Raw genomic sequence first — 24,191 nt, forward strand, 5'->3', positions numbered from 1 at the left:
CGGTCGCGGCTTGCTGGGCGGCGGGCGCCGCGGCAGCGGCGGGTGCCGCGGCCGCCGGAGCCGCTGCCGGGCTGGTGGCCGCCTGCGCCACCAGGGTGGCGCTGTGCATTGCGTTGGACATCTCAGTTCCTCATTACGAAATCGAACGGAATCTTTGCTTTGGCGGGATATGCCACGCCATTGCGGCTATAAGGTTTCATGCGGGCCTTGCGCGCGGCGGCCAGTGCCGACTCGTCCAGCCTGGGAAAGCCCGAGGACGCGTCGATGGTGGCCCGCTCGACCAGCCCCTGGGTATTGATTTCCACCAGCACCACCACCCGCCCCTCTTCCCGCATGCGGCGCGATGCCATCGGGTAGTTGGGCATGGGTCGCGCGCCCAGGTATTCGATCTGGGTTTCCTGCAGGATCTGGTCGGGCGGCGGACCCTGGCGCGGGGCCTGGGTGGTCTGCGCGCCTTCCGTGGCGCCGGCCGGCGGCGTTTCCACCGGCGGCGTCTCGGGCTTGGGCTCGGGTTTGACTTCCTGCTTGGGCTGGGGCTTGGGTTTGGGTTTGGGCTTCGGCTTGGGGGCCGGCATCGGCGGCTTCTCGACCACCGGCTCGGGTTCGGGCTCGGGTTCCGGCTCCACCTTGGGATCCGGTTCGGTTTCGGGCTCGATCTCGGGTTGCGGCTCGGGCGGCGGTTCCGTCACCGGCTGCGGCACTTCCGGCGTGGGCTCGGCTTTGGCGATCTGCGGCGTGGGCGCATCCACCACGCTCACCATGATGGCCTCGGGTTCCTCCAGTTCAGGGCGGTTCTCGGGCGCCAGGTAAATGGCATAAACCACTGCGGCATGTAGCGCAACGACCGCCAGGCCTGCGCCTATGCGTATACCAAGGGAAGACGGCGGTGAAGAGTTCAGACCACGTTGAAAGCTAGGCATGAATCAGCCAGGGTGCATTAACTTATCTGGCCAGCCAGGAAAAAACGCGCGCAACGAGCGCACGCTGGCTGACCGGTACAAGCCAAAGATCATAGCTTAAATGCGAATGATTCGCACGTCATATTTCGTCTGCAATAGCGTAACACCCCGATGCGGCGCCAACCCTGCGCTGGCGCAAACGGCGGCAGTGCAAACGTCGATTGCGCCAGCGGGGCCGTGCAGGCGCGACGTGCAGGCGGCACGCGCGGCGTCGCCCGCGGATTCCGCCCGCGGATTCCGCCCGTGCATTCCGCCCGCGCATTCCGCCCGCGCATCCCGCCTGCGCATCCCGCCCGCGCATCCCGCCTGCGCATCCCGCCTGCGCATCCCGCCTGCGCATCCCGCCTGCGCATCCCGCTCGTGCATCCCGCTCGTGCATCCCGCTCGTGCATCCCGCTCGTGCATCCCGCCCGCGCATCCCGCTCGCACAACCCGCCCCCGCAACGGGCGCTGGCGGGCAGGCAATCCCTGCGAGGGACGCAGGCAAGCGCCGAAATGCCGCGCACACACCCCGAGCGCACGCCTGAAGCGCTTTACCCATGAATGCGCTCTGGGTCGCGCACGCGCCCCATGCATGCAGCCCGTGCGCGTGCTCCATGCCCGTACCCGAAGCATGCGATCGCAGCCCTGAACCGAAACACGAACCCGAAACGCGCATCCCAAGCGCGCAAACAAAAAACCCGCCACGTTACCGTGTGCGGGTTTCTGTTTCGGCTTGCTGATGGTGGGTGCTACAGGGGTCGAACCTGTGACCTACGCCTTGTAAGGGCGCCGCTCTACCAACTGAGCTAAGCACCCGTCCTGATGATGGTTTCGCCGCAAACGAACTGCGGAAAACGCTAGCCGGGGTACTCAAAAGCAATACGCGGGCCGGAGTATACCGGACCGCGTACCTGTCGGCAAATCAACGGGTGCCGTGCCCGCTCGATCCGCCGATCCGTCAATTAGTTGACGGCGTCCTTCAGGGCCTTGCCCGGACGGAACTTCGGCACCTTGGCCTTCTTGATCTTGATGGTTTCGCCCGTGCGCGGATTGCGGCCGGTGCGAGCGGCGCGGGCCGACACGGCAAACGTGCCGAAGCCCACCAGGGTGACCGTACCGCCCTTCTTCAGGGTGGTCTTGACGGCGCCAATCAGGGCGTCAAGCGAACGACCGGCGGCAGCCTTGGAGATATCGGCCTTGCTGGCAATGTGATCGATGAGTTCGGTTTTGTTCATGCAGGTGTACCCCTCACAAGGTATGGAGTCTGCCGGGAGTGCAGTTCATCATGGCTGTCATGCTGGACATCACGACTAGGCGCGTAGACCCGACAAACGACGAACAGACTAGTGGATAAACTTTTTCTTGCGCTGCAAAGCACAACTTTTAAACTGCTGCGCCGCCTAGGTTTCAAGGGTTTCAAGACCCCTGAACCGTCAGCGACGCAGACATGTATTAGGCCTTGGCGTAGAGCGGCTGTCAAGCGAAAACCTCACGTCAAGCCGCACCAATACTAGCTTTTAGGCCTTTCCGCAATAAACATAAACGCGCATTTCGGGGTTTGCGCGACACCGGCGCACGGCCCCTCGGCACGGCCTTCACACATCGGCCCAGCGCCGCAGCAAATTGTGATAGATGCCGGTGAGCTGGACGATCGAAGGGTGGCCCGCGGCATCCTGGTTCAAACGCTGGATGGCCACATCCATGTCGAGCAACAGCGCACGCTGGCTGTCTTCGCGCACCAGGCTCTGCATCCAGAAGAACGCGCTGACACGGGCGCCGCGCGTGACCGGATTGACCTTGTGCAGGCTGGTGCCGGGATACAGCACCATGTGCCCGGCCGGCAGCTTCACGGTGCGCGGCCCGTAGGTGTCGTCGATGACCAGCTCGCCGCCGTCGTAGGAATCAGGCTCGGAGAAGAACAGCGTGGCCGACAGGTCCGTGCGCACGCGCTCGGCGGTGCCGACGATGCCGCGCACGGCGTTGTCGACGTGATAACCGAAGGCCTCGCCACCCTCGTAGCGGTTGAACAGCGGCGGAAAGATCTTGCGCGGCAGCGCCGCCGACATGAACAGGTTGTTGCCGGACAGGCGCTGCAGGATCAGGTTGCCGAGTTCCTGCGCCAGCGGATGCTGCTCGGACAACTGGCGGTTGTGCTTGACCGAGGCGGACTGGAAGCCCGCGGTAACCTTGCCATCCACCCAATCGGCGGCATCGAGACGCTGGCGGATGGCGGCCGCCTCGTCGGGGGTGAATACTTCGGCGATCTGTATAAGCATGGGTTCCTGCGCAGGTAACGGCCGGCGCGTCACCGCGCCGAGCCCCGCCAGATTATCCCTGCAGGCAGCCGTTGAGCGCCTGATCGAAGTCAAATAGCAGATCAGTCTCGTCTTCGATGCCCACCGACACCCGGATCAGACTGTCGGCGATGCCCATCTGCTTACGACGCTCGGCGCCCATCTCGTAGTAGATGGTGTGCGCGGCGGGCAGCGCCAGGCTGCGCGTGTCGCCCAGGTGCGTGGCCATCAACACGATGCGCAGGCGGTTCAGGAAATCGAAGCAGTCGACGCCGTCGGCCAGCTCCACGCCCAGCAGGCCGCCGAAGCGCGAACCGAACAGTGCCGCGGCGCGCGCATGCTGCGGGTGGCTGGCCAGGCCCGGATAATGCACCTTGGCCACGCCGCGATGCTCTTCCAGGAAGCGCGCCAGCGCCAACGCGTTGGAACAATGCTTGGCCATGCGCAGGGCCAGCGTCTCGGCGCCCACCGCAATGCGGTGCGCGGGCTCGGCCGCCAGCGTGCCACCCATGTCGCGCAGGCCTTTCTTCTTGATCTGGGTCAGGCCCCAGCCGGTGGACGGGCCCTTGCGATAGGCGTCGTAGATGTTCGAATAATCGGCCCAGTCGTACAGGCCGGTGTCGGTGACCGCGCCGCCCAGCGCGTTGCCATGGCCGCCGATGTACTTCGACAGCGAGTTCATCACCAGCGACGCGCCGACCGTCGACGGCCGGAACATCCACGGCGAGGTCAGCGTGTTGTCCACCACATAGACCAGCCCCTTTTCGCGGCAGATCTCGCCGATCACCGCCAGGTCGGCAACCTGGGTGCCGGGATTGGCGATGGTCTCGGTGAACACCATGCGGGTGTTGGGCTGGATCGCCGCGCGCACCTGCGCCGAATCGGTGGCATCCACGAACGTGATTTCCACGCCCAGTTCCAGCAGCGTGCCCAGCAGGCTGTTGGTGTTGCCGAACACGTACTGGCTCGACACCAGATGGTCGCCCCGGCGCAGCAGCGTGGTGAAAATGGCGGCCAGCGCGGCCATGCCGGTGGCGAAACTCACCGTGCCCTTGCCGGCTTCCATGTGGTTGATCTTGGCTTCCAGCGCCGTGGTGGTCGGCGTGCCCTGGCGGGCATAGGTGAAGCCGGGCTTGCCCTGGAACACCGCGGCCAGCTCGCGCGCATCGGCGTATGCAAACTCCGACGAAGGGTGCATCGGCTTGTGCACCGCTCCGTGCTCGACGGATTGCTGGCGGTCGGAATGGAGGATCGTGGTGGTAAAGCCGTTCTGGTGCATGATGGGCTACGCGGAAAGAAGGGAACTACGAAAAGAAGGGCGCGGCCGGCTCAGGCCTGCCGCTGACGCACGGTCTCGTACAGGCACACCGCGCTGGCCACGCTGACGTTCAGGCTTTCGACCGAGCCCAGCATGGGAATGTTGACCAGTTGGTCGCAGGTCTCGCGCGTCAGGCGGCGCATGCCCTCGCCCTCGGCGCCCATGACCCAGGCCATCGGCTGGCGCGCATCGACCTGGTGCATGCTTGTCGTGGCCTGGTCGTCGGTGCCGACCAGCCACACGCCGCGATCCTTCAGGCCGCGCATGGTGCGCGCAAGGTTGGTGACCATCAGGTACGGCACGGTATCGGCCGCGCCGCAGGCCACGCGCTGCACGGTGCTGTTCAACCCCACCGCGCGGTCGCGCGGCGCGATCACTGCGTGCACGCCGGCGGCGTCCGCCGTCCGCAGGCAGGCGCCCAGATTGTGCGGATCGGTCACGCCATCCAGGATCAGCAGCAGCGGCGGCCCCTCGATCACGTCGAGCACCTCATCCACGTCCACCGCCAGCTGGCGCTCGTCAGCCAGCGCCACCACGCCCTGGTGGCGGGTGCCGCGCGCCAGGCCATCCAGGCGCTCCATGGCGACCGGGTGCAGGCGGCAGCCGGCCTTCTCGGCCTGCTCGATGAACGTCTGCATGCGCTTGTCGCGGCGCGACGCTTCTACGTAGATTTCCTTGATCGACTCGGGCGCGTGGCGCAGCCGCGCGACAACCGCGTGAAACCCGGCAAGGACTTGGGTCGACGCCATAAATGCAAATACCTTTAGAGAAACGAATGCCCGTCCCAGAGCGGAACGGGCCGCCGGACAGGCCGGCCATAGGCGCAATGTTACCCCTTATGGCGCCGTCACCCGCCTTTGCCCGACCGAAGTTGCGCCCCCAAAACAGCGTGCCGGCGAATCGCGGGCCCGGCGGCGGGGTGCCGCGGCGCCCGCCCTCCCGGGCGGAACGCCGCGCCGCATCAGTGGCGCTTGCGCGTGGCTTTCTTGGCCGGCGCGGCGCGTTGCGGGGTATTGGACGGCTTGCCGGCCTTCTTGGCCTCGGCGCGCCGCTCCTTGGCGGTCTGGCCCTTGAGCGCGGCCGGCTTGGGCGCCGCCGCCTTCTTCACGCGGCGCGGACCTTCATCGGGACCACGCGCGGCCGCCTTGCGCAAGGCATCGAAGCTGGTGCCTTGCACCAGGCGGAACTCGATGCGACGGGCTTCCAGGTCGACCCGCGACACCTGCACCTGGACCTTGTCGGTCAGGCGGTAGCGCATGCCGGTGCGTTCGCCGCGCAGCTCGTGCAGCGCGTCGTTGAACTGGAAGTATTCGCCGCCCAGCTCGGACACGTGCACCAGCCCTTCGACGTGCAGCGTATCCAGCGTGACGAAGATGCCGAAGCTGGCCACGCCGGTAACGGTGCCGCTGAAGTCCTCGCCCACGCGCTCCTTGACGAACCAGCACTTGAGCCAGGCCTCGACGTCGCGCGAGGCCTCGTCGGCGCGGCGTTCGCTGGCCGACAGCACCAGGCCCAGCTTTTCCCAGATGGCGTGCTCGTGCTCGCGCTGGGTGCGGCCGATGACGACCGGCTGGTCGTCCAGGCTCGGCACGTAGCGCTGGCCGGCCAGCAGGGCCTTGATGACGCGGTGCGTGAGCAGGTCGGGATAGCGCCGGATCGGCGAGGTGAAGTGGCTGTAGCCGGGATACGACAGGCCGAAGTGGCCCAGATTGTCGGGGCTGTAGATGGCCTGCTGCATCGAGCGCAGGCACATGGTCTGCAGCAGTTGGTAGTCGGGACGGCCGCGCACGGAGTCGAGGAAGTCGCCGTAGTCCTTGGCCGTGGGCGTATCGCCCCCGCCCAGCGACAGCCCCATGGTGCGCAGGAATTCACGCAGCGACTGCAGGCGCTCGGGCGTCGGGCCCTCGTGGATGCGGTACAGGCCCGGATGCTTGCTGCGCGTCATGAAGTCGGCCGCGCAGGTGTTGGCGGCCAGCATGCACTCTTCGATCAGCTTGTGGGCATCGTTGCGCACCGAAGGCACGATCTGTTCGATGCGCCCCAGCTCATTGCAGACGATCTTGGTCTCGACCGTATCGAAATCGATCGCGCCGCGCTTCTTGCGGCTCTGCGAAAGCAGGTGGAACAGTTCATACAGGCTCTGCACCTGCGGCATGACGGCGCGCATGGCGTGGGCCGCCGGGCCGCCGGGCTGCTGCAGCGCCGCCCAGATATTGGTATAGGTGGTGCGGGCATGCGAGTGCATCACCGCGTTGTAGAACTGGTATGCCGTGACCGTGCCGGCCTTGGCGCCCGACGCCGGGATCACCATGTCGCAGACCAGCACCAGGCGATCGACATCGGGATTCAGCGAGCACAGGCCGTTGGACAGTGACTCGGGCAGCATCGGGATGACGCGGCGCGGGAAATACACGCTGGTGCCGCGCTCGAGCGCGTCATCGTCCAGCGCGTCGCCGGGACGCACGTAGTGGCTGACGTCGGCAATGGCCACCAACAGGCGCCAGCCCGGCCGCTTGCGCTGGCCGGTGCCCAGTTCCACCGCTTCACAATAGACGGCATCGTCGAAATCGCGCGCGTCTTCGCCGTCGATGGTGATCAGCGGCACATCGCGCAGGTCGACGCGGTCTTTCAGGTCGCCCTTGCGGACCACGTCCGGCAGGCGGGCGGCCTGCTTGCGCGCGGCCTCGGAGAATTCCACGGGCACATCGAACTTGCGCACCGCGATCTCGATTTCCATGCCGGGATCGTCGATCTCGCCCAGCACCTCGGCCACGCGCCCCAGCGGTTGCGTGTGGCGGGTCGGCTGCTCCATGATCTCGACCGACACCACCTGCCCATGCTGGGCGCCGTTGGTGTCGCTGGGAGGAATCAGGATGTCGTGCTTGATGCGCTGGTCTTCCGGCACCACGATGGAAAGGCCGTGCTCGTGCAGGAAGCGGCCCACCAGCTTGTTGGTGCGGCGCTCGATGACCTCGACAATGGTGCCTTCCGGCTTGCCGCGGTATTCGCCCGACGGCTTGACCAGCACACGGTCGCCGTGCAGCACCTTGAGCATTTCGCGCGGCGACAGGAACAGGTCCGGCCCGCCGTCATCGCGCAACAGGAAGCCGAAGCCATCGCGATGGCCCAGCACCTTGCCGGCAACGAAATCCAGCTTGGTGGCCAGCAGCAGCACGCCCTTGCGGTTCGGCATCAGCTGGCCGTCGCGTTCCATCGCACCCAGGCGGCGCTCGAATCCCACCATCGTCGCCGGACGCTCCACGCCCATGCGCTCGGCCAGCTCCACCGGAGACAACGGCGCCCCCGCGGATCGCAGCGCTTTCAGGATGGCTTCACGGGACGGGACATCAGGATCGAAGTCTGGCGGCGCTTCCGGCAACGGAGTGGATCTGTTGTTGTTCGATTCGTTATTCGATCGTTTTGCCAAAGCTAATTTTTCCGTATATAATGCGCAGCTTCTGTGGTTCGCCCAAGGCTGAACACTGAAGCAGAAATGGTCAGACGGATTGTAGAGTGATTTTGCAATTGCGCTTTGAATACATGGGAATAAAAACCTCATGCAATCGAAGTGGCAGCGTATCACAAAGTTCTGGCTGCAATGTCTCAGTGCCCAGGTGGCGGAATTGGTAGACGCGCATGGTTCAGGTCCATGTGCCGCAAGGTGTGGAGGTTCGAGTCCTCTCCTGGGCACCACGGAATTTCAGCCAAGGCTGTTTGGCTTGCGATGACATCACGTCGCAATATAAACAGGCAGCGTTGGCAAAAAGTTGAAAACCCCGAAAATCGCGAGATTTTCGGGGTTTTTGCTTTGCGACTTGCGCTTTGCGCGGCAGTCCCGCCCCTTCCCCGCCGCCCACGCCAAGACCTTCTTTCAGCGCCACGGCACCTTGCGGTTCAAATGGTGGCGCGCATACAGGTCCGCGCCCATCCCCGCGATCTGGCCATCGATCAAGGCCTCGAACGGCCGCAGCAGTTCATCGAAATCGCGGGGCGCCTCCAGCGCATTGAGCGCATGCGTCACCGCCTCGATGGTGGACAGCGCGCCCGGGATGTCCGCGTGCCGCACCCGGTAGCGCGTCGCCAGGCCGGGCGGCAGCATCACGCGCGGCAACGCGGCCAGTTGCGGATTGATGTGCAGCAGCTTGCGCGCATGGGTCCAGGTGCCGTCGGGCACGATCAATTGCACCGGCGCGCCCGCCGCGGCGGCGCACCCGGGCACCAATACCTCCGCGCCCTCGCCGGGAAACAACACGCGGGGCGCATAGCCGGGTTCGGCCCACTGCTCATGCTGAAAGTATTCCCCCACCAGGCGCCGCGCCCCATCCAGCCCCAGCACCGCCAGCCGCGCTGTGTTCAGCGCATGGCGCGCCTCGCTCGGATGCTGCAACACCACCACGCGGGTTCGCGGACTCAGCGCCGGGATCAGGGCGCACAGGCAATGGGATTCGGGGCGCTTACAGCGCAGGCAAAGAGGGCGTGACATGGGGCGACACTATAGCGAAGCCGGCCGCACCGAAAAAAAAGTGAAAAAAATGCAGCATGACTTGCACACTTCCAAAAAAGTATGCATAATCTCGTTCCTCTGCTGTTGAACACGAAACGAAACGCAGCCGGTAGCAAGAAGTCGAAAGATCAAATGCAAACTGGAAAGCGACGCGGAAGGTAAGACATCAGCGCCCAGGTGGCGGAATTGGTAGACGCGCATGGTTCAGGTCCATGTGCCGCAAGGTGTGGAGGTTCGAGTCCTCTCCTGGGCACCAATTATTACATCACGAGGTACCTGTCGTGATGCGCCAAGAAAAACCCCGTTCGCGAAAGCGTCCGGGGTTTTTTCTTTTCCGGTTCCGATCATGAGACCGGGCGGCGGCGGCATCGACATCCGCCGCCGCACCAGGCGATTTGCCTGACGACGACAAGCCCGCCATAACAACGAGCCCGCCACGCCAGTTGCGCCACGCCAGTTGCGCCACGCCAGTTGCGCCACGCCAGTTGCGCCACGCCAGTTGCGACTAGCCAGTTGCGACTAGCCATCTGCACCGCGCCAACGTGCACCACCCCAGCGTGCACCACGCCAGCCGCACCTCGCCAGCCCGCTGCCACAAGCCCGCTGCCACAAGCCCACTGCGACAAGCTGGCCGCGACACCGCTGCCGCCAGGGCTGTCCGATCGCTTGCCGCGCCTAGGCCAGCACCCGCGTCATGACGACGTGCGCGATGCCGGCTTCCATGAACTCCTCGCCTTCCACCTGGAACCCGTGGGCCTCGTAGAAGCCCTTGGCGTGGGTCTGCGCGTGCAGCACCAGCATGCGGTGGCCATCGCCATGGCCCTGGCCGATCAGGGCGTCTAGCAACTGGCCGCCCACGCCCAGGCCGCGCGCCCGCTTGTGCACGGCCATGCGGCCGATGTGGCCGTCGGGCAGCAGGCGGCCGGTGCCCAGCGGCGTGCCGTCAGCGGCGTAGGCCACCGCATGCACCGAGACCGCGTCGTCGTCGTCCATCTCGACTTCGGGCGGCACCTTCTGCTCGACCACGAAAACGTCATAGCGGACCGACGAGGCGTCCTCGCGCAGGCGATCCCAGGTTCCCAGGGTGATACGTACCGTCGGCTTTTGTTGGTTGGCCATTTTTTCCCTCGCGCCACTGCTGAATGTGAATCTTCTGTCGACATTTTCGCAGGGATGGCGTGTCGGCGAAACAGGCGTACCATCGCGGCTGGCCCATTCCCGCAGCTGATCGCCATCATGCCGCAAGCCGCAACGCCCGCCTGGTTGAAATTCGCGCCCGCGCTTTTCCTGCTGCTGTGGTCCAGCGGCTTCGTCGTGCTGAAAGTGGGGCTGGCCTATGCCGATCCCATGACCTTTCTGGCATTGCGCTATGCCTGCGTGGTGGCGCTGCTGATGCCATTTCTGCTGGCGCTGCGGCCGCCGCTGCCGCAAGGCGCACGGGCGTGGGGCCACCTGGCCATGGTCGGCCTGCTGCTGCAGGCGGGCTACTTCTGCTTCACCTATCTGTCGCTCAAGCAAGGCATGTCCGCCGGCGGGCTGGCGTTGATCACGTCGCTGCAGCCTATCCTGATCGGGCTGCTGGCGCCGGTGATCGCGCACGAACGCGTCGACGCGCGGCGCTGGGCCGGGCTGGGACTGGGCGTGTCGGGCGCAGCGCTGGTCATCGTCGCCAAGGCCTCGGTCGACCTGGCTTCGACGCTCGGCCTGGTGTTCGCGGCGGCCGCGCTGCTCTGCATCACCAGCGGCACGCTGTATGAAAAGCGCTTCGGCGTGCAGACCCACCCCGTCACGTCCAACACCGTGCAATACGCCGTGGGCCTGGCGGTCACGGCGCCGCTGGCCTTCTGGCTGGAGCCGATGCGCATCGACTGGACCGGCCCGCTGTTCGGATCGCTGGCGTACCTGGTGATTGGCAATTCGCTGGTCGCCATCACGTTGCTGCTGGCCATGCTGCGCCATGGCGAAGCCTCGCGCGTGTCGGCGCTGTTCTTCCTGGTGCCGCCATCGACCGCCGTCATCGCGCTGCTGGTGCTGGACGAGCCGATCCCGCCGCTGGCCTGGCCCGGCATGGCGCTGGCCGCGCTCGGTATCCTGCTGGTGACCCGTTCGGCGCGCACGCCCGCGCCGGCGCGGCAAGTAGAATGAGCGCCCTTTCGCGCCCATTTCTGCCGCCGCCATGAATGCCGTCATCACCGCCGCCCTGCCGGTCTTCGCGCTGATCCTGACCGGATGGCTGGCGGCGCGCTGGCGCATCCTGGGGCCGGCCGCCACCGACGCGCTGAACCGCTACGTGGTCTACCTGTCGCTGCCGGCGCTGCTGTTCCGCGCCATGACGCAGGTGGACCTGGCGCACATGGCGCACTGGGGCTTCGTCGGCGCGTTCGCCGGCGGCATCGCCGTCACCTTCGCGCTGTCGTTCCTGCCGCGCAAGCGCGGCCCGCGCGGGCTGACCGACCGCAGCATCGAAGGACTGGCGGCGGCCTACGCCAATGCCGGCTATATGGGCATCCCGCTGTGCCTGGCGCTGTTTGGCGCCGAAAGCCTGGCGCCGGCGGCCTTCACCACATTGATGACGGCCAGCGTGCTGTTCGGCTTTGCCATCGCCCTGATTGAGTTCGACCGCCAGCAGGCGCCCGGCCTGGGCGCCACGCTGGTGAAGGTCGGCCGCGCGCTGATGCGCAATCCGCTGCTGGCCGCGCCGGTGCTGGGCCTGGCGTGGGCCGGCACCGGGCTGGCGTTGCCCGAGGGACTGGATCGCTACGTGTCGCTGCTGGGCGCATCCGCCAGCCCCTGCGCGCTGGTCACCATCGGCCTGTTCCTGGCGCAGACCGAGACCGCCAGCCCGGGACCGGGCGTGCTGCGGCTGGTGGCCGGCAAGCTGCTGCTGCAACCGGCCGTGACCGCGCTGCTGGCGTTCCAGGTGTTCTCCATGCCGCCGCTGTGGGCCTGGACGGCGGTGCTGATGAGCGCGCTACCGATTGGCACGGGCCCCTTCATGCTGGCGCAGATGTACGGACGCGACGCGCGCGTGACGTCCCGCGCCATTCTGGTGTCGACAGTGCTGTCGGTCCTGACGGTGAGCCTGCTGGTGGCCTGGATCAGCGCCAACCCGATCACATAACGGCTGGATAATGTCGTTTATATAACTTATGGTTATTAAAAAAGCGTGAATTTGTGTTTTGAGAAATGTTCCGCACCCTTTAGACTGGACGCCACGATGACGGGTGCGGCGACGCGCCCGTTTGCTTTTCCTTCGCCGCATTCCGGCCCTACCGATTGCCTCGGACCCCGATCATGAGCACCAACGCCTCCACCCTGCCCCTGCCCTCGGCGCTGCCGCCCATCCAGATCAACCGCAAGCCGCTCTGGATCGCGCTGCTGCTGGTGCTGGCCGGCGCCCTGTACCTGAACCAGACCGTCAGTTGGCGCCAGGGCGCGCTGTGGATCGTCGGCGCGCTGCTGGGCGTGGCGCTGTACCACGCGTCGTTCGGCTTCACCCAGGCATGGCGCGTGTTCGTGTCGGACCGTCGCGGCGCCGGCCTGCGCGCGCAGATGTTCATGCTGGCCATCGGCGTGCTGCTGTTCTTCCCGTTCCTGGCGCAAGGCTCGCTGTTCGGCCAGCCGGTCAACGGCCTGGTCTCGCCCCCGGGTGTGTCGGTGCTGCTGGGCGCGTTCCTGTTCGGCATCGGCATGCAGCTGGGCGGCGGCTGCGCCTCGGGCACGCTGTTCGCGGTGGGCGGCGGCAATACCCGCATGCTGGTCACGCTGCTGTTCTTCATCATCGGCTCGGTCATCGCCACCGCCCACTTCGGCTGGTGGTCGACCCTGCCCGCGCTGGCGCCGACCTCGCTCATCAAGACCTGGGGCCTGGCGCCCGCCATCGTCGCCAACCTGGCGGTGTTTGCGCTGATCGCCTGGATCGCCACCGTGCTGGAAAAACGCCGCCACGGCCACGTGATCTCGTTCGCCTCGCGCACCGCGCGCCCGGCCTCGCTGCTGCAGGGTCCGTGGCCGCTGATCTGGGGCGGCGTGGCGCTGGTGGCGCTGAACTTCGCCACACTGGCGCTGGCCGGCCGGCCCTGGGGCATCACCTCGGCGTTCGCGCTGTGGGGCGCCAAGGCGCTGGACGCGATGGGCGGCGACGTGGCCACCTGGGCTTACTGGAGCAAGCAGGCCGCGCTGGGCGCGCCGCTGCGCCAGGACGTGACCACGGTGATGGACATCGGCCTGATGCTGGGCGCGCTGGCCGCGGCCAGCGCCGCCGGCAAGTTCGCGCCGGTCTGGAAGGTGCCGGCCCGCTCGCTGGCCGGCGCGGTCATCGGCGGCCTGCTGCTGGGCTACGGCGCGCGCCTGGCCTTCGGCTGCAACATCGGCGCCTACTTCAGCGGCATCCTGTCGGGCAGCCTGCATGCCTGGCTGTGGCTGCCGGCGGCCTTCGCCGGCAGCGCCCTGGGCGTGCGCCTGCGTCCGTTGTTCGGCCTGGCGGTGGAAAAGACGCCGTCGGCATCCAGCTGCTGAGAAACACTGTTCCAGCACCGGCCCCCGAAAAGGGGGCTTTTTTACGTCCGCGCCCCGCAGCGCCAGCACTGGCGCCGTTTCCGGGGTAACGGACGGGTCCGGAAAGCGCGCCCTGCCGTCCCGCCCGTTTACCGGTTTTACAGCCGCCCTGGTGTATGGTTGCTGCATTCCGCAATACGGAGATGGACCATGCAATGGATCGCCGGCCGCTTCACGGCTTTTATCTTGACCCTGGTGGCCGCCGCCGCGACCACCATCCTGGTGTTCACGGACTCGTACTGGTGGCTGTGGGCCGCCGTGCCGCTGGTGCTGCTGGGCCTGCTGGGCGTGTACGACCTGATCCAGACGCGCCACGCCATCCGCCGCAACTATCCGGTGCTGGGCAACCTGCGCTTCCTGTTCGAATTCATCCGCCCCGAGATCCGCCAGTACTTCCTGGAAGACGACACGCAGGCCTCGCCGTTCTCGCGCGCGCAGCGCTCGATCGTGTACCAGCGCGCCAAGCGCGAGATCGACAAGCGCCCCTTCGGCACCCAGGAAGACGTGTACGGCGACCGCTACGAATGGATCAACCATTCCATGTCGCCCACCCACATCGGCGACACCGACTTCCGCGTGGCGGTCGGCGGGCCCGACTGCAGCCAGCCGTATTCGATGTCGGCCTTCAACGTCTCGGCCATGAGCTTCGGCGCGCTGTCGGCCAACGCCGTGCTGGCGCTGAACGAAGGTGCGCGCCAGGGCAACTTCGCGCATGACACCGGCGAGGGCGGCATCAGCCGCTACCATCGCCAGCCGGGCGGCAGCCTGGTGTGGAACATCGGCTCGGGCTACTTCGGCTGCCGCGACGAGCACGGCGCCTTCTCCGAGGAAGCCTTCGTCAAGAACGCCTGTACGCCACAGGTGAAGATGATCGAGATCAAGCTGTCGCAGGGCGCCAAGCCGGGCCACGGCGGCATCCTGCCAGCCGGCAAGGTCACGCCCGAGATCGCCGAGGCGCGCGGCGTGGCGCCATGGCAGGACTGCAACTCACCCGCCAGCCACTCGGCCTTCGACTCGCCCATTGGCCTGATGAAGTTCGTGGCACGCCTGCGCGAGCTGTCCGGCGGCAAGCCGGTCGGTTTCAAGTTCTGCGTCGGCCATCCGTGGGAATGGTTCGCCATCGTCAAGGCCATGCTGGAAACCGGCATCACGCCCGATTTCATCGTGGTCGACGGCGCCGAAGGCGGCACCGGCGCCGCGCCGGTCGAGTTCGTCGACCACGTCGGCACGCCGCTGCGCGAGGCGCTGCGCCTGGTGCACAACACGTTGATCGGCGTGAACCTGCGCGACCGCATCAAACTGGGGGCCTCGGGCAAGATCATCACCGCGTTCGACATGGCCCGCGTCATGGCCATGGGCGCGGACTGGTGCAACGCCGCGCGCGGCTTCATGTTCGCCATCGGCTGCATCCAGGCCCAGGCCTGCCACACGGGCAAGTGCCCCACCGGCGTCACCACCCAGGATCCGTTGCGCCAGCGCGCCCTGGTGGTGCCGGACAAGGCCGAGCGCGTGGCCAATTTCCACAAGAACACGCTGCACGCGCTGGCCGAACTGCTGGCGGCCGCGGGCCTGACCCATCCGAGCCAGTTGCGCCCGCATCACATCGCGCGCCGCATTTCATCGAGCGAGATCCGGCTGCTGTCGGCGCTGTTTCCCGAGCTGGCCCCCGGCGAGCTGCTGCGCGGCGAGTTCCGCCACCAGGTGTTTCGCGCCGGCTGGTCGATGGCGCGCGCCGATTCGTTCCAGCCCACGCACGACATCAGCACCGCCCTGGCGCAGGAATACGTCATGACGCATCCGCCCCAGGGCACGCCGGCCTGACGGCCGGCGGCGGCGCAGGCCGTCCTGGCGCTCGTCCGCGGGCGGCAATCCGGCCTACAGCCAGCGCTCGAACATGCGCGAGAAGAACTCCATGAATCGGTCATCCACGCCCCGGGCCCGCCAGGCCTCGGGCGTGATGCGCACCGACTCGGCCACGTCGCGCTGAAACAATGCCTCCATCTCGGCCGCGAACTCCGGCCCCAGCACCACCGCGTTGACCTCGTAGTTCAGCGCGAAGCTGCGCCAATCCATGTTGCTAGAACCCACGGTGGACCAGACCCCGTCGACCACCGCCGTCTTGGCATGCAGCAGCGCGTCGCGCCGCTCGTACAGCTTCACGCCGGCCTGCAGCAATCGCGTGTAATGGGAGCGCCCGGCGTTGAACACCAGCGAGGAATCGCTGAAGCCGGGCAGCACCAGCACCACGTCCACGCCGCGCTGCGCGGCGCCCGCCAGGACATCGACAAAGGCCGGATCCGGCACGAAGTACGCCATGGTGATGTGGATCGAGCGCTGTGCGCTTTCAAAGGCGGACATCAGCGTCAGGTAGACGGTATAGCCGTCGCTGCGATCGGGCTGGTTGGCCAGGATCCGCACGCGGGTCGGCCCGGCGGCGGCCGGCGCGATGACTTGGCCGCCGCCCCGCAGCGGCTCCTTGGCCTGGGATTGCCAGCCGTCCTGGATCACCGCCTCCAGCTGCGCCACCGCCGGCCCTTCGATACGCAGGTGCGTGTCGCGCCAGGGCGCGCCATCGGCATCGGCGCGCGCGCCATCCGCGCCATCCGCCCCGCTACCGACGCCGCCGCCCGAGCCGCCGCTGCCGCCGGCCGGCGATGAGGCGTACACGGCGCTGACGTTGATGCCTCCCAGGTAGCCGACCTTGCCATCCACCACCAGGATCTTGCGGTGGTTGCGCTGGTTGGGCGACCAGCCGGCGCGGCTGCCGTTGACCGGGCTGACAGGATTGAAGACCGCGACCTGCACACCCGCGTCGCGCAGTCGCTGGAACAGCGCATCGGGCGTCTTGATGGTGCCCACCGCGTCCACCATCAACGCAACGTCGGCGCCGCGGTTGCGCGCGGCGATCAGGGCTTCGGCAAAGCGCCGCCCCGCTTCGTCATCGTCGAAGATGTAGGTTTCCATGTGGACGTAGCGCCGCGCCTGCGCGATGGAACGCAGCATGGCCTGGTAGGTGCCCGGGCCGTCGGCCAGCAGGCGCACGCGATTGCCCGCCATGAGCGGCGCGCCGCTGACGGCTTCTTCCACCGCCAGGTGGCGGGCAAGGAAATCCTCCCGGTTGTTGCGGGGATCCGCCGCGATGTCGTGGCCGCGGCGGTAGCTGTCCCGGGCCGCGTCGGCCGACAGGCCGGCCTGCGCTTTGCGGGCGGCCCGTTCCTGCGCATCGGGCACGCTGGCGCAAGCGGCCAGCATGGCGGCGCAGCAGGCCAGCGCTACCGCCCGCCACCCGCGCCGCCACGCCGCGGACGCGGTCCACGCCGCCGCGCGGTCGTCGCGGGACGGGGCCGATGGCGGCCTCATGGCAGACCGGCTCAGCGCCGATTGGCCAGCAGGCAGCAGCCCAGCAATACCCCCACCAACGTGGCCACGCCAACCGACTTCCACGCGTGTTCATGGACATATTCATCGGCGTAGGCCTTGGCACGGCGAGCCCGTTCCCGCGCCGCGCCTTCCCAGTCACCCGCGGATTCGCGCGCATCGGCCAGTTGCTGCTTCAGGCGCGCGCGCGCCGCCTCGATCTCGGAGCCCGTATATGAAGCCGTCGAACGCAGCAGGTCTTCCGTTCCGGCCAGCAGCTCTTGGAAGCTATCGCTCACGCGTTCGCGATGCAGGGCCATTTCAGCGCGTTGGTGCTTTCGATTCATGGTCGCTCCTTATTGCTTGTGGTGTATGGGGCCTGTCGGGCACGACGCGACGCCGTGCCCGGCGGGGGCCGGGCGCATGGCGCCAGACCGTGTCCCATTGTGGCCATTCCCGGCGCGGCGCGCCCCGAGCTTTCGCAACCAGCCGTTAACCGATATTTCAGCGGCGCGGAACTTGCTGAGCATCCCGGCCCGGCGGCCCACGCCCGTGGACCCGCCCCTCCTCCGGTCACGTTGATTTAGTAAAAGTCCATTGCATTTCAGGCGCTTAGACTTGACACCAGAACCCCTCTGGCGGCCACAATAAGCCTTTGCAATGCGCTTCATCAGCCTCAAAAAGGAACTGAACGCATGGTCTCCCCCTCCGCACTGCTCGCTGGCGCCGACCCGCACTTCCTCGCGCCCTCCCCCCAGCCCCACAGCGCCGAGCAGCACGAATTGCGCGACGGGTTGCTGGACGACCCCGCCCATATCGATCCGAAGTTCCTGTACGACGCGCTCGGCTCGTCGCTCTTTACCGCCATCACCCAATTACCCGAGTATTACCCGACGCGCTGCGAGGCCGAGATCTTCGAACGCCACGGTCAGGACATTGCCCGCCACATCGGGCCGGTGCAGACCATGATCGACCTGGGCGCGGGCGACTGTGCCAAGGCCGAACGGCTGTTCGCCAGCCTGCGGCCGCGCCACTACGTGCCCATCGACATCTCCGCCGACTACCTGGAATCGGCGGTGCGCCGGCTGCGCCTGTCGTATCCCGACCTGCGCATCACCCCGATCGGCCTGGACTTTTCCCAGGCGCTGGCGCTGCCCGCCGACATCGCGCCCGAGCAGCGCCTGTTCTTCTACCCCGGCTCCAGCATCGGCAACCTGGATCCGGACGCCGCCCTGGCGATGCTGCGACGCATCCGGCGCCAATGCGCGGGCGGCGGGCTGCTGGTGGGCGTCGACCGGGTCAAGCCCCGGCAGGTCCTGGAACCGGCCTACGACGATGCCCTGCATCTGACGGCCGCCTTCAACCTCAACCTGCTGCGCCACGTCAACGGTGTGCTGGGCAGCGACTTCGACGTGGGCGACTGGTCCCATGTCGCGCTGTTCAACAGCGAACGGTCACGCATCGAAATGCACCTGCAGGCGCGCCATCCGGTCACCGTCACCTGGCCTGGCGATGCGCGCCACTTCGCCGCCGGCGAACGGATCCACACGGAAAACTCGTACAAGTTCACGCCGCCGGCCTTCACTGATCTGCTGCGGCGGGCGGGCTTCGACGGCATCGAGCACTGGTCGGACACGCGCGGCTGGTTTTCGGTATTCAGCGCCCGCGCCTGACGCGGCCCCCTCAACCCGCCCCCGGAGGATCGCCATGGAACCTGCCTGCCTGCTGACCCATCCCGCCAACGGCCCCTACGCGGCCGGACAGGCCGGCCAGCACGACCGCTACGACGCCGTACGCGCCACCACCATGGCGCTGGCGGCGCCTTTGAGTCCGGAGGACTGCCAGGCGCAGTCCATGCCGGACTGCAGCCCGGTCAAATGGCACCTGGCACACACCACCTGGTTCTTCGAGACCTTCCTGCTGACCCATTTCCCGCCGCCCGTGCCGGTGTTCCATCCGCAGTATCGGATGCTGTTCAATTCGTACTACAACGCCGTCGGCGCCAAGCATCCGCGGCCGCAACGCGGCCTGCTGACCCGACCGCCGCTGGCGGACGTGATGCGCTACCGCCAGCACGTGGACCAGGCGATGCACACGCTGATCTCGCGGCTGGGCGGCAACGACCCCGCCTTTGACGCGCTGCTGGAACTCGGCTTGAACCACGAGCAACAGCACCAGGAACTGATCCTGACGGATCTCAAGCACCTGCTATACGCCAATCCATTGCGGCCTGCCTATGTGGCTTCGGGCTCGCCGGCCCTGCCGCCGGGCACGCCGGCCGGCTGGACGCGCTACGCCGGCGGCGTGGTCCGCATCGGCCATGATGGCCGCGATTTCGCCTTCGACAACGAAGGGCCGGCGCACGAGGTGTTGCTGCGGCCGTTTCACCTGGCTGATCGCCTGGTGACGCAGCACGAGTACCTGGCGTTCATCCGCGACGGCGGCTACAAGCGGCCGGAACTGTGGCTGTCGCTGGGCTGGGAACGGGTCTGTGCCGAAGGCTGGCGCGCGCCGCTTTACTGGGAGGGCCAGCGCGACGACTGGCGCGTCTTCACGCTGCGCGGCATGCAGGAGCTGGAGTTGCAGGCGCCCGTCACCCATATCAGCTATTACGAGGCCGACGCCTATGCGCGCTGGGCCCGGGTGCGCCTGCCCCGCGAGGCGGAATGGGAGCACGCCGCCCGGCAATTGCCCGACGGCGCCCGCTCGAGCCGCGCCAACCTGCTGGAAAACGGCCATCTCGATCCCCGGCCCGCGCCAGCCCGGCTCGGCGCCAGCGGGCCCGCGCAGTTGTACGGCGATGCCTGGGAATGGACCGCCAGCGCCTATGACGCCTATCCCGGCTTTACCCCCGATGCCGGCGCCGTGGGTGAATACAACGGCAAATTCATGTGCAACCAATACGTGCTGCGCGGCGGCTCCTGCGCCACGCCGCGCGGCCACATCCGCCCCAGCTACCGCAACTTCTTTCCGCCCGAGGCCCGCTGGCAGTTCTCCGGCATCCGCCTGGCGCGGGACGATTGAGGCGGCCAGCAAAAAAAGCTGCCTGGGACAGTTGCATCGGCCGAAAATTCCATGCTAGAATTTCGTTCTTCGTTGCTTGACTCTCTTTGAATTGAGCGGCGATAAGGATGGCGCATTAGCTCAGCCGGTTAGAGCGACGGAATCATAATCCGCAGGTCCCCTGTTCGAATCAGGGATGCGCCACCAAGGAATTCAAAAGGCCTTCACTTTGCGTGAAGGCCTTTTTCATTTAGGCCGCCCGACCCGCGTTATTTCTGGTGGGTCGCCCCTGGCGCCGGGTGGGTGCAAAAGGCGGGGCGGCGTGCAGCGCCCCTCGTGGATTGTGCGAGGCGGCCCCAAAGCGGAAAAATACGCGGAAAAATACGCGGAAAAAAATACCTACCGATGGCGATTTTCCATGGACTGGGCGGCAGCGGCGGCTTGGGGCTGCATCGACGTGGGCACCGTATCGGTTTAAAGGCGCCGGCTTAAAACACCGCCCCCTACTGTCACGCACCGCCCTCACCCACGGCTTGGAATACGCCACGATCGCGCATCGATCCCCCTGCGCCGCCCGCCCTCGTACGTGCGGCGCGAACGCCTGGGGGTGTCGTCTGCCCTCCCCCGAATGCGGTATCCATCATCGCATCGCGCCGGAGCTGCCGGCCGCGGGGCCTTGGCGCGACGGGTTGTTCCAGCAACGCCCGCCCTTGCGGCAAACCCCGGCGCGACACGCCTGCGCTACACCTTGAACGGCAGATCACGGCGCCGGCCGCCCCAGGTGGCGCACAGGCTGGCCACGAACGCGCCGATCAACATGGATGCGAAGCCCCACAGCGCCACCGTCGCCGCCGCCTTGCGCGCCTGATCGGCGGCCTCGCGCGCCTTGCGCTTGGCGTCATCAACCGCCTGTCGGGCGCTCTGCAGGGTCTGGTCGACCCGCTGTTGCGCCGCGGCCGGATCAATGCCCGCCTGGGCCGCGACCACCTTGGCCACATAATCCCGATCCGCCGGCGCCATCTCGCCGCGCGCCAGGCTCATCGCCACGATCCGACCGACTTCGGCCCGGGCCGCAACGCGGTCGCCCGCGGCGTCCGGCCGCTCCGAGCGCAGCAGCACATCGCTGAAATAGTCGCCGGCCTGATCCATGCCGCCGCCCGCCCCCGCGCCAGCGGCCGCGGTGGCGGTCACGGCCGCGCCCGCTCCCGCCGCCACCGAAGCGCCAGCCTTGGCCGCGCCGGAGGCCAGCGTCGCGAGCGCGGACCCAAGCAATGCCGCGCTGACCACGGCGCTCAATGCCCACACCAGGAACCCGTGCGCGGTATCGCGGAAATAGACCTCGTCAAGATGCGCGTCCACCCACTTGGTGCGCAGGCGACCGGCGACATAGCCACCGATGCCATAGGCCACGATCTGTGTGAACAGCATCCAGGCAACGATGCCGATGCCGGCGGCCGGAGCCGACAGGCCTTCCCCGCTCCAAGGGGAAACCGACAGCAGGCCCAGCCCGGAACCGCCGGCAAACAATGCCAGCGACAAGGCGGCGGCGATCACCGCGCCGGCGAACACCGCCGCCCAGGAAACGGCCGAGACCGCCGATTCGCGCACCGCTGGCGCGCCGTCCAGGGCGCGGCCGCCCGATATTGCATTTTCCATGGTGGTTCCTTGTTCAGTTCGCGCGCGGCGGTTGCCGGCGCGGATTCAAGCCGTCCTTCAATGCCAGAACAGCGCCAGCAGGATGATGATGGGAATGGGCACGCCCAACAGCCACAGCAGAATGGAACGCATACAAGCCTCCTTTGCTCGAGCGAAATGATTCCCGGCGGATCAGGCCAGGTCGATGGTGCCCGGCGCACGCGGATTGGGCGCAGGCGGGGTGACATCGGGTCCGCCCGGGTCGCCGGGCGAATGACGGGGGTCCGGACGCGGATCGTCCGGCGGCGGATTGCCGGGCAGCGGCGGATCGTCGGCCGGCACGTCGTCAGGCGCGCCTGGCGGACGGTGTTGGATTACAGACATGGCGGATCTCCTCGGCGGCGCCAAAACGCGCCGGTCCGCTATCAGCAATTGCCGTGCCCATGTCCGCACCGGCTCGCGGAACGAAAAAAAGCCCTCGTTCGAGGGCTTTGGGGGCATTGGGAAGCGGTCTCAGGGCCTGGACGTCTTGGCGTCCCCGTCGTTCTGGTTTCCCAGGAATTCCATTACCGCGGCCTTGCCGGCAGCGGAGGCCTCGTCGTGGCTGGAGTAGCGGCGCTCGGAATAATTGGTGCTGCGCACATTGCCCGTATCCGGATCCAGCAAGGTGATGATCCAGGCGAACTCGCCCGGCAGCAATTGCCTGATCTGCAATGTGGCGCGCGTGCCGGGGCGGAGTCGTTGCGGCATTTCGCGGCCTCAAGAGGAGATTCGAGTGATTCGACGCCGCCATCGTAGCGCAAAGCGCGTGCTCCGCGACACGGCGGGAATGTTGCGCCGCACACCGATTTCATGCTGCAGCGTGCGCGGCGAAAACGCCACACCGGTTGGCGGGGGCCAGGAAAACCCTAGCGCCAAGCCCCCCAATACAGGCGCACAATCAGACCAAACACCTAGACCGTAGCAACGGCGCCGCAATCCCTTAATCAGGCGAGGACGGAGACAACATGACTTACGTAGCAGTGGTAATCAGCTGTTTGATGGTTGTGGGTATCGTCGCGTTGGTGATTCAAACGATTCAAAGCGCGGGGCCCGAGCCCTGGCTGAAGATATCGGCGGCGATTGTCAGTTCCCTGTTCGCTTCCCTGTTGCTCATTCCGCTGGGCTACGCCGTGGCCCAGACCATGGTTTTGGAATGAGCGCGCAGCCGCTGCGCGGCTGAACCGGGATCGATCCCGCTTTTCGACGCCCGGGGGTTACCCACCCCGGGCCGGCCGGCCGCGTGTCGCCGCCCAGCAGATCAACGAGCCGGCGGTGACCATGGCCACGCCTTGCCAGAACGTCGCGGTCAGGCGCGTCGACAGCCAGACCGCCGCGAAAAAAGTCGACAGCACCGGCGTGAAATACGACGCCGTGGCCAGCAAGGTCAGATTGCCGTTCAGTATGCCCACGTTCCACAGCGCATAGCCCGCCGCCATGGCGCCGCCCGTCACGCACAACTCCAGCACGGCGGCCCCCTTGAATGCCAGCGCCGGTTCCGCGCTCAGGGCGTATTTGATCCACAGCGCCGCCGCGGTCAACATGAAAAACAATGCCACGCCGTTCTTGCCGTCGGCAAAGCGTTTGGTGACATTGCAATAAACGGCCCATATGATGGCACCGCTGAACGCCAGGCCATAACTGAGGGGATTGCTCGATACATTGGCGACCACGCGCAGCCACGAGACGCCGCCGTCGCCGCCGACCACCCAGACGATGCCGCACAGCGACAGCGCGATGCCCGGCACCACCCAGGCGCCCGCGCGCTGGCCGTTGATCAGTATCGCCAGGATGACCGTGAAGCACGGCCACAGGTAATTGACGATGCCCAGCTCGATCGCCTGGCCGCGGTTGGCGGCAAAACCCAGCGACAGCGACAGGCAGATTTCATAGGCCACGAAAAGGACGCTGCCGCACACAAGATAAGACCGCGGGAACGTGCGCAGCCGGGGAAATCCCAACAGCAGCACCAGGAAGATCGAACCGACCGTATAGATCAGGGCCGCGCCCCCGATCGGCCCGAAGCTTTCGCTGACGCTGCGGATCAGGCCGACGACGGTGCCCCACAGCACGACAGCCATCAGTCCCAGGAATGTCGCCGTATTCCGGCCGGGAGCATGTTGCATCACTTTTTCCGATTACCCGATTTCCACCCGATACGCCGCGCCGGGCCACGCGCGAGAACGACGCAGTGTAGCGAAAACGGGAACAGGGCCGCGGCATGGCCGGCATCCAGGGAATTGATGCCGGCGCGCGGCGCAACCGTCCGACTAGGAACAAGAGGGAGACCAAGCCGCATGACAATCTCTGTACGCAGACTGGCCGACGTACTCGCCGCCACGGCAGCGGGCCGACTCTATCGCATCGAAGTGTTCTCGCAGGCCGACCCTCAAGCCGGCCCGCCCGCGGTCACTCGCTACATCCTCAGGACGACGGAAGGCGAACGCGTCATCGCCCTGGGCGAACGGCGCTACCGCTTGAAATCGGGTGAAGTGCTGACCGCGCTCGCGGCCGCGCCGGCGCCGCGCCACGATGCCTGAACC

The 24,191-nt window shown here is 66.9% G+C and carries 22 protein-coding genes and 4 tRNA genes; 11 read left to right on the forward strand and 15 right to left on the reverse strand.

What is annotated here, in order from left to right; all coding sequences use genetic code 11:
• Positions 1–122: 122 nt before the first annotated feature.
• The 7 genes from HV742_RS16080 to rnr all read right to left on the reverse strand — a co-directional run bounded on the left by HV742_RS16080 (position 123) and on the right by rnr (position 7,980).
• Positions 123–920, reverse strand: coding sequence for an energy transducer TonB (locus HV742_RS16080; RefSeq protein ID WP_049072584.1), 798 nt, complete (start codon positions 918–920; stop codon positions 123–125).
• A 761-nt stretch (positions 921–1,681) separates the two neighbouring features.
• Positions 1,682–1,757: transfer RNA gene (locus HV742_RS16085), tRNA-Val, on the reverse strand.
• A 146-nt stretch (positions 1,758–1,903) separates the two neighbouring features.
• Positions 1,904–2,176 (reverse strand): HU family DNA-binding protein, encoded by a 273-nt coding sequence (locus HV742_RS16090; RefSeq protein ID WP_003812968.1) that lies wholly within the window; start codon positions 2,174–2,176, stop codon positions 1,904–1,906.
• Between the two features lie 360 nt (positions 2,177–2,536).
• A complete protein-coding gene (locus tag HV742_RS16095; RefSeq protein WP_059269681.1) occupies positions 2,537–3,217 on the reverse strand; it encodes a Fe2+-dependent dioxygenase in 681 nt (226 codons plus the stop codon).
• A 52-nt stretch (positions 3,218–3,269) separates the two neighbouring features.
• Positions 3,270–4,514 carry a cystathionine gamma-synthase family protein gene (locus tag HV742_RS16100; RefSeq protein ID WP_059269680.1) on the reverse strand — a complete coding sequence of 415 codons (1,245 nt, stop codon included), beginning with the start codon at positions 4,512–4,514 and terminating at the stop codon, positions 3,270–3,272.
• A gap of 50 nt (positions 4,515–4,564) precedes the next feature.
• A complete protein-coding gene (gene rlmB / locus HV742_RS16105) occupies positions 4,565–5,302 on the reverse strand; it encodes a 23S rRNA (guanosine(2251)-2'-O)-methyltransferase RlmB (protein ID WP_049072581.1) in 738 nt (245 codons plus the stop codon).
• Positions 5,303–5,514: 212 nt separating this feature from the next.
• Entirely contained in the window at positions 5,515–7,980 is a 2,466-nt protein-coding gene (gene rnr, locus HV742_RS16110) for a ribonuclease R (RefSeq protein WP_049072580.1), read from the reverse strand.
• 181 nt (positions 7,981–8,161) lie between these two features.
• Here rnr and HV742_RS16115 point away from each other — a divergent pair.
• Positions 8,162–8,246, forward strand: a tRNA-Leu gene (locus tag HV742_RS16115).
• 178 nt (positions 8,247–8,424) lie between these two features.
• Here HV742_RS16115 and HV742_RS16120 read toward each other — a convergent pair.
• Entirely contained in the window at positions 8,425–9,036 is a 612-nt protein-coding gene (locus tag HV742_RS16120; RefSeq protein ID WP_175145891.1) for a tRNA-uridine aminocarboxypropyltransferase, read from the reverse strand.
• Positions 9,037–9,228: 192 nt separating this feature from the next.
• Here HV742_RS16120 and HV742_RS16125 point away from each other — a divergent pair.
• Positions 9,229–9,313 (forward strand) — tRNA-Leu (locus HV742_RS16125).
• A 419-nt stretch (positions 9,314–9,732) separates the two neighbouring features.
• Here HV742_RS16125 and HV742_RS16130 read toward each other — a convergent pair.
• The gene (locus HV742_RS16130) at positions 9,733–10,176 is read right to left on the reverse strand and encodes a GNAT family N-acetyltransferase (protein WP_054417666.1); all 444 of its coding nucleotides are present in this window, start codon (positions 10,174–10,176) and stop codon (positions 9,733–9,735) included.
• A 117-nt stretch (positions 10,177–10,293) separates the two neighbouring features.
• Between HV742_RS16130 and HV742_RS16135 the strand changes: the two genes are divergently transcribed.
• The 4 genes from HV742_RS16135 to HV742_RS16150 all read left to right on the forward strand — a co-directional run bounded on the left by HV742_RS16135 (position 10,294) and on the right by HV742_RS16150 (position 15,435).
• Positions 10,294–11,202 carry a DMT family transporter gene (locus tag HV742_RS16135; protein WP_175145892.1) on the forward strand — a complete coding sequence of 303 codons (909 nt, stop codon included), beginning with the start codon at positions 10,294–10,296 and terminating at the stop codon, positions 11,200–11,202.
• A 31-nt stretch (positions 11,203–11,233) separates the two neighbouring features.
• Positions 11,234–12,178 (forward strand): AEC family transporter, encoded by a 945-nt coding sequence (locus HV742_RS16140; RefSeq protein WP_054417664.1) that lies wholly within the window; start codon positions 11,234–11,236, stop codon positions 12,176–12,178.
• A gap of 173 nt (positions 12,179–12,351) precedes the next feature.
• Complete coding sequence (locus tag HV742_RS16145) at positions 12,352–13,575, forward strand: YeeE/YedE family protein (RefSeq protein WP_063583277.1); 1,224 nt, start codon at positions 12,352–12,354, stop codon at positions 13,573–13,575.
• Between the two features lie 189 nt (positions 13,576–13,764).
• The gene (locus tag HV742_RS16150; RefSeq protein ID WP_054417662.1) at positions 13,765–15,435 is read left to right on the forward strand and encodes an FMN-binding glutamate synthase family protein; all 1,671 of its coding nucleotides are present in this window, start codon (positions 13,765–13,767) and stop codon (positions 15,433–15,435) included.
• A 54-nt stretch (positions 15,436–15,489) separates the two neighbouring features.
• Here HV742_RS16150 and HV742_RS16155 read toward each other — a convergent pair whose 3' ends face one another.
• Together HV742_RS16155 and HV742_RS16160 are read right to left on the reverse strand one after the other, a co-directional pair.
• Positions 15,490–16,866 carry a phospholipase D-like domain-containing protein gene (locus tag HV742_RS16155; RefSeq protein WP_049072571.1) on the reverse strand — a complete coding sequence of 459 codons (1,377 nt, stop codon included), beginning with the start codon at positions 16,864–16,866 and terminating at the stop codon, positions 15,490–15,492.
• Positions 16,867–16,985: 119 nt separating this feature from the next.
• The gene (locus tag HV742_RS16160; RefSeq protein WP_049072568.1) at positions 16,986–17,318 is read right to left on the reverse strand and encodes an ElaB/YgaM/YqjD family protein; all 333 of its coding nucleotides are present in this window, start codon (positions 17,316–17,318) and stop codon (positions 16,986–16,988) included.
• 348 nt (positions 17,319–17,666) lie between these two features.
• Between HV742_RS16160 and egtD the strand changes: the two genes are divergently transcribed.
• From egtD to HV742_RS16175, 3 genes are all read left to right on the forward strand, one after another.
• Positions 17,667–18,644: an L-histidine N(alpha)-methyltransferase gene (egtD, locus tag HV742_RS16165; RefSeq protein WP_175145893.1), complete on the forward strand. Its 978-nt coding sequence runs from the start codon at positions 17,667–17,669 to the stop codon at positions 18,642–18,644.
• Between the two features lie 34 nt (positions 18,645–18,678).
• Positions 18,679–19,995, forward strand: a complete 1,317-nt coding sequence (egtB, locus tag HV742_RS16170) for an ergothioneine biosynthesis protein EgtB (protein WP_063583279.1) — start codon at positions 18,679–18,681, stop codon at positions 19,993–19,995.
• Between the two features lie 109 nt (positions 19,996–20,104).
• Positions 20,105–20,181, forward strand: a tRNA-Met gene (locus HV742_RS16175).
• A 534-nt stretch (positions 20,182–20,715) separates the two neighbouring features.
• Here the strand turns inward: HV742_RS16175 and HV742_RS16180 are convergent.
• The 3 genes from HV742_RS16180 to HV742_RS16190 form a co-directional block, all read right to left on the reverse strand.
• The gene (locus HV742_RS16180; protein WP_175145894.1) at positions 20,716–21,630 is read right to left on the reverse strand and encodes a hypothetical protein; all 915 of its coding nucleotides are present in this window, start codon (positions 21,628–21,630) and stop codon (positions 20,716–20,718) included.
• A 171-nt stretch (positions 21,631–21,801) separates the two neighbouring features.
• Positions 21,802–21,993, reverse strand: coding sequence for a hypothetical protein (locus tag HV742_RS16185; RefSeq protein WP_059269674.1), 192 nt, complete (start codon positions 21,991–21,993; stop codon positions 21,802–21,804).
• 129 nt (positions 21,994–22,122) lie between these two features.
• Positions 22,123–22,359, reverse strand: a complete 237-nt coding sequence (locus HV742_RS16190) for a hypothetical protein (RefSeq protein ID WP_049072559.1) — start codon at positions 22,357–22,359, stop codon at positions 22,123–22,125.
• Positions 22,360–22,616: 257 nt separating this feature from the next.
• Between HV742_RS16190 and HV742_RS16195 the strand changes: the two genes are divergently transcribed.
• Positions 22,617–22,808 carry a hypothetical protein gene (locus HV742_RS16195; protein ID WP_049072557.1) on the forward strand — a complete coding sequence of 64 codons (192 nt, stop codon included), beginning with the start codon at positions 22,617–22,619 and terminating at the stop codon, positions 22,806–22,808.
• A 57-nt stretch (positions 22,809–22,865) separates the two neighbouring features.
• On the opposite strand, the gene yddG is transcribed toward HV742_RS16195, so the two are convergent.
• Positions 22,866–23,774, reverse strand: a complete 909-nt coding sequence (gene yddG, locus HV742_RS16200; protein WP_175145895.1) for an aromatic amino acid DMT transporter YddG — start codon at positions 23,772–23,774, stop codon at positions 22,866–22,868.
• A 171-nt stretch (positions 23,775–23,945) separates the two neighbouring features.
• Between yddG and HV742_RS16205 the strand changes: the two genes are divergently transcribed.
• Positions 23,946–24,188, forward strand: a complete 243-nt coding sequence (locus HV742_RS16205) for a 6-phosphofructokinase (RefSeq protein ID WP_068952388.1) — start codon at positions 23,946–23,948, stop codon at positions 24,186–24,188.
• Positions 24,189–24,191: the final 3 nt, after the last annotated feature.

Origin of the sequence: Achromobacter ruhlandii, assembly GCF_902859695.1 — a bacterium.
In the GTDB taxonomy this organism is placed as follows: domain Bacteria; phylum Pseudomonadota; class Gammaproteobacteria; order Burkholderiales; family Burkholderiaceae_B; genus Achromobacter; species Achromobacter ruhlandii.

Excerpts from the sequence above, each read along its gene's own strand:
- egtD (WP_175145893.1), top strand. The coding sequence starts at position 17,667 with ATGGTCTCCCCCTCCGCACTGCTCGCTGGCGCCGACCCGCACTTCCTC.
- egtB (WP_063583279.1), top strand. The coding sequence starts at position 18,679 with ATGGAACCTGCCTGCCTGCTGACCCATCCCGCCAACGGCCCCTACGCG.
- rlmB (WP_049072581.1), bottom strand. The coding sequence starts at position 5,302 with ATGGCGTCGACCCAAGTCCTTGCCGGGTTTCACGCGGTTGTCGCGCGG.
- HV742_RS16130 (WP_054417666.1), bottom strand. The coding sequence starts at position 10,176 with ATGGCCAACCAACAAAAGCCGACGGTACGTATCACCCTGGGAACCTGG.
- HV742_RS16120 (WP_175145891.1), bottom strand. The coding sequence starts at position 9,036 with ATGTCACGCCCTCTTTGCCTGCGCTGTAAGCGCCCCGAATCCCATTGC.
- HV742_RS16100 (WP_059269680.1), bottom strand. The coding sequence starts at position 4,514 with ATGCACCAGAACGGCTTTACCACCACGATCCTCCATTCCGACCGCCAG.
- HV742_RS16135 (WP_175145892.1), top strand. The coding sequence starts at position 10,294 with ATGCCGCAAGCCGCAACGCCCGCCTGGTTGAAATTCGCGCCCGCGCTT.
- HV742_RS16145 (WP_063583277.1), top strand. The coding sequence starts at position 12,352 with ATGAGCACCAACGCCTCCACCCTGCCCCTGCCCTCGGCGCTGCCGCCC.
- HV742_RS16080 (WP_049072584.1), bottom strand. The coding sequence starts at position 920 with ATGCCTAGCTTTCAACGTGGTCTGAACTCTTCACCGCCGTCTTCCCTT.
- yddG (WP_175145895.1), bottom strand. The coding sequence starts at position 23,774 with ATGCAACATGCTCCCGGCCGGAATACGGCGACATTCCTGGGACTGATG.
- HV742_RS16180 (WP_175145894.1), bottom strand. The coding sequence starts at position 21,630 with ATGGAAAATGCAATATCGGGCGGCCGCGCCCTGGACGGCGCGCCAGCG.
- HV742_RS16205 (WP_068952388.1), top strand. The coding sequence starts at position 23,946 with ATGACAATCTCTGTACGCAGACTGGCCGACGTACTCGCCGCCACGGCA.
- HV742_RS16155 (WP_049072571.1), bottom strand. The coding sequence starts at position 16,866 with ATGCTGGCCGCTTGCGCCAGCGTGCCCGATGCGCAGGAACGGGCCGCC.
- HV742_RS16160 (WP_049072568.1), bottom strand. The coding sequence starts at position 17,318 with ATGAATCGAAAGCACCAACGCGCTGAAATGGCCCTGCATCGCGAACGC.
- HV742_RS16190 (WP_049072559.1), bottom strand. The coding sequence starts at position 22,359 with ATGCCGCAACGACTCCGCCCCGGCACGCGCGCCACATTGCAGATCAGG.
- HV742_RS16150 (WP_054417662.1), top strand. The coding sequence starts at position 13,765 with ATGCAATGGATCGCCGGCCGCTTCACGGCTTTTATCTTGACCCTGGTG.
- HV742_RS16095 (WP_059269681.1), bottom strand. The coding sequence starts at position 3,217 with ATGCTTATACAGATCGCCGAAGTATTCACCCCCGACGAGGCGGCCGCC.
- HV742_RS16195 (WP_049072557.1), top strand. The coding sequence starts at position 22,617 with ATGACTTACGTAGCAGTGGTAATCAGCTGTTTGATGGTTGTGGGTATC.
- HV742_RS16140 (WP_054417664.1), top strand. The coding sequence starts at position 11,234 with ATGAATGCCGTCATCACCGCCGCCCTGCCGGTCTTCGCGCTGATCCTG.
- HV742_RS16185 (WP_059269674.1), bottom strand. The coding sequence starts at position 21,993 with ATGTCTGTAATCCAACACCGTCCGCCAGGCGCGCCTGACGACGTGCCG.
- HV742_RS16090 (WP_003812968.1), bottom strand. The coding sequence starts at position 2,176 with ATGAACAAAACCGAACTCATCGATCACATTGCCAGCAAGGCCGATATC.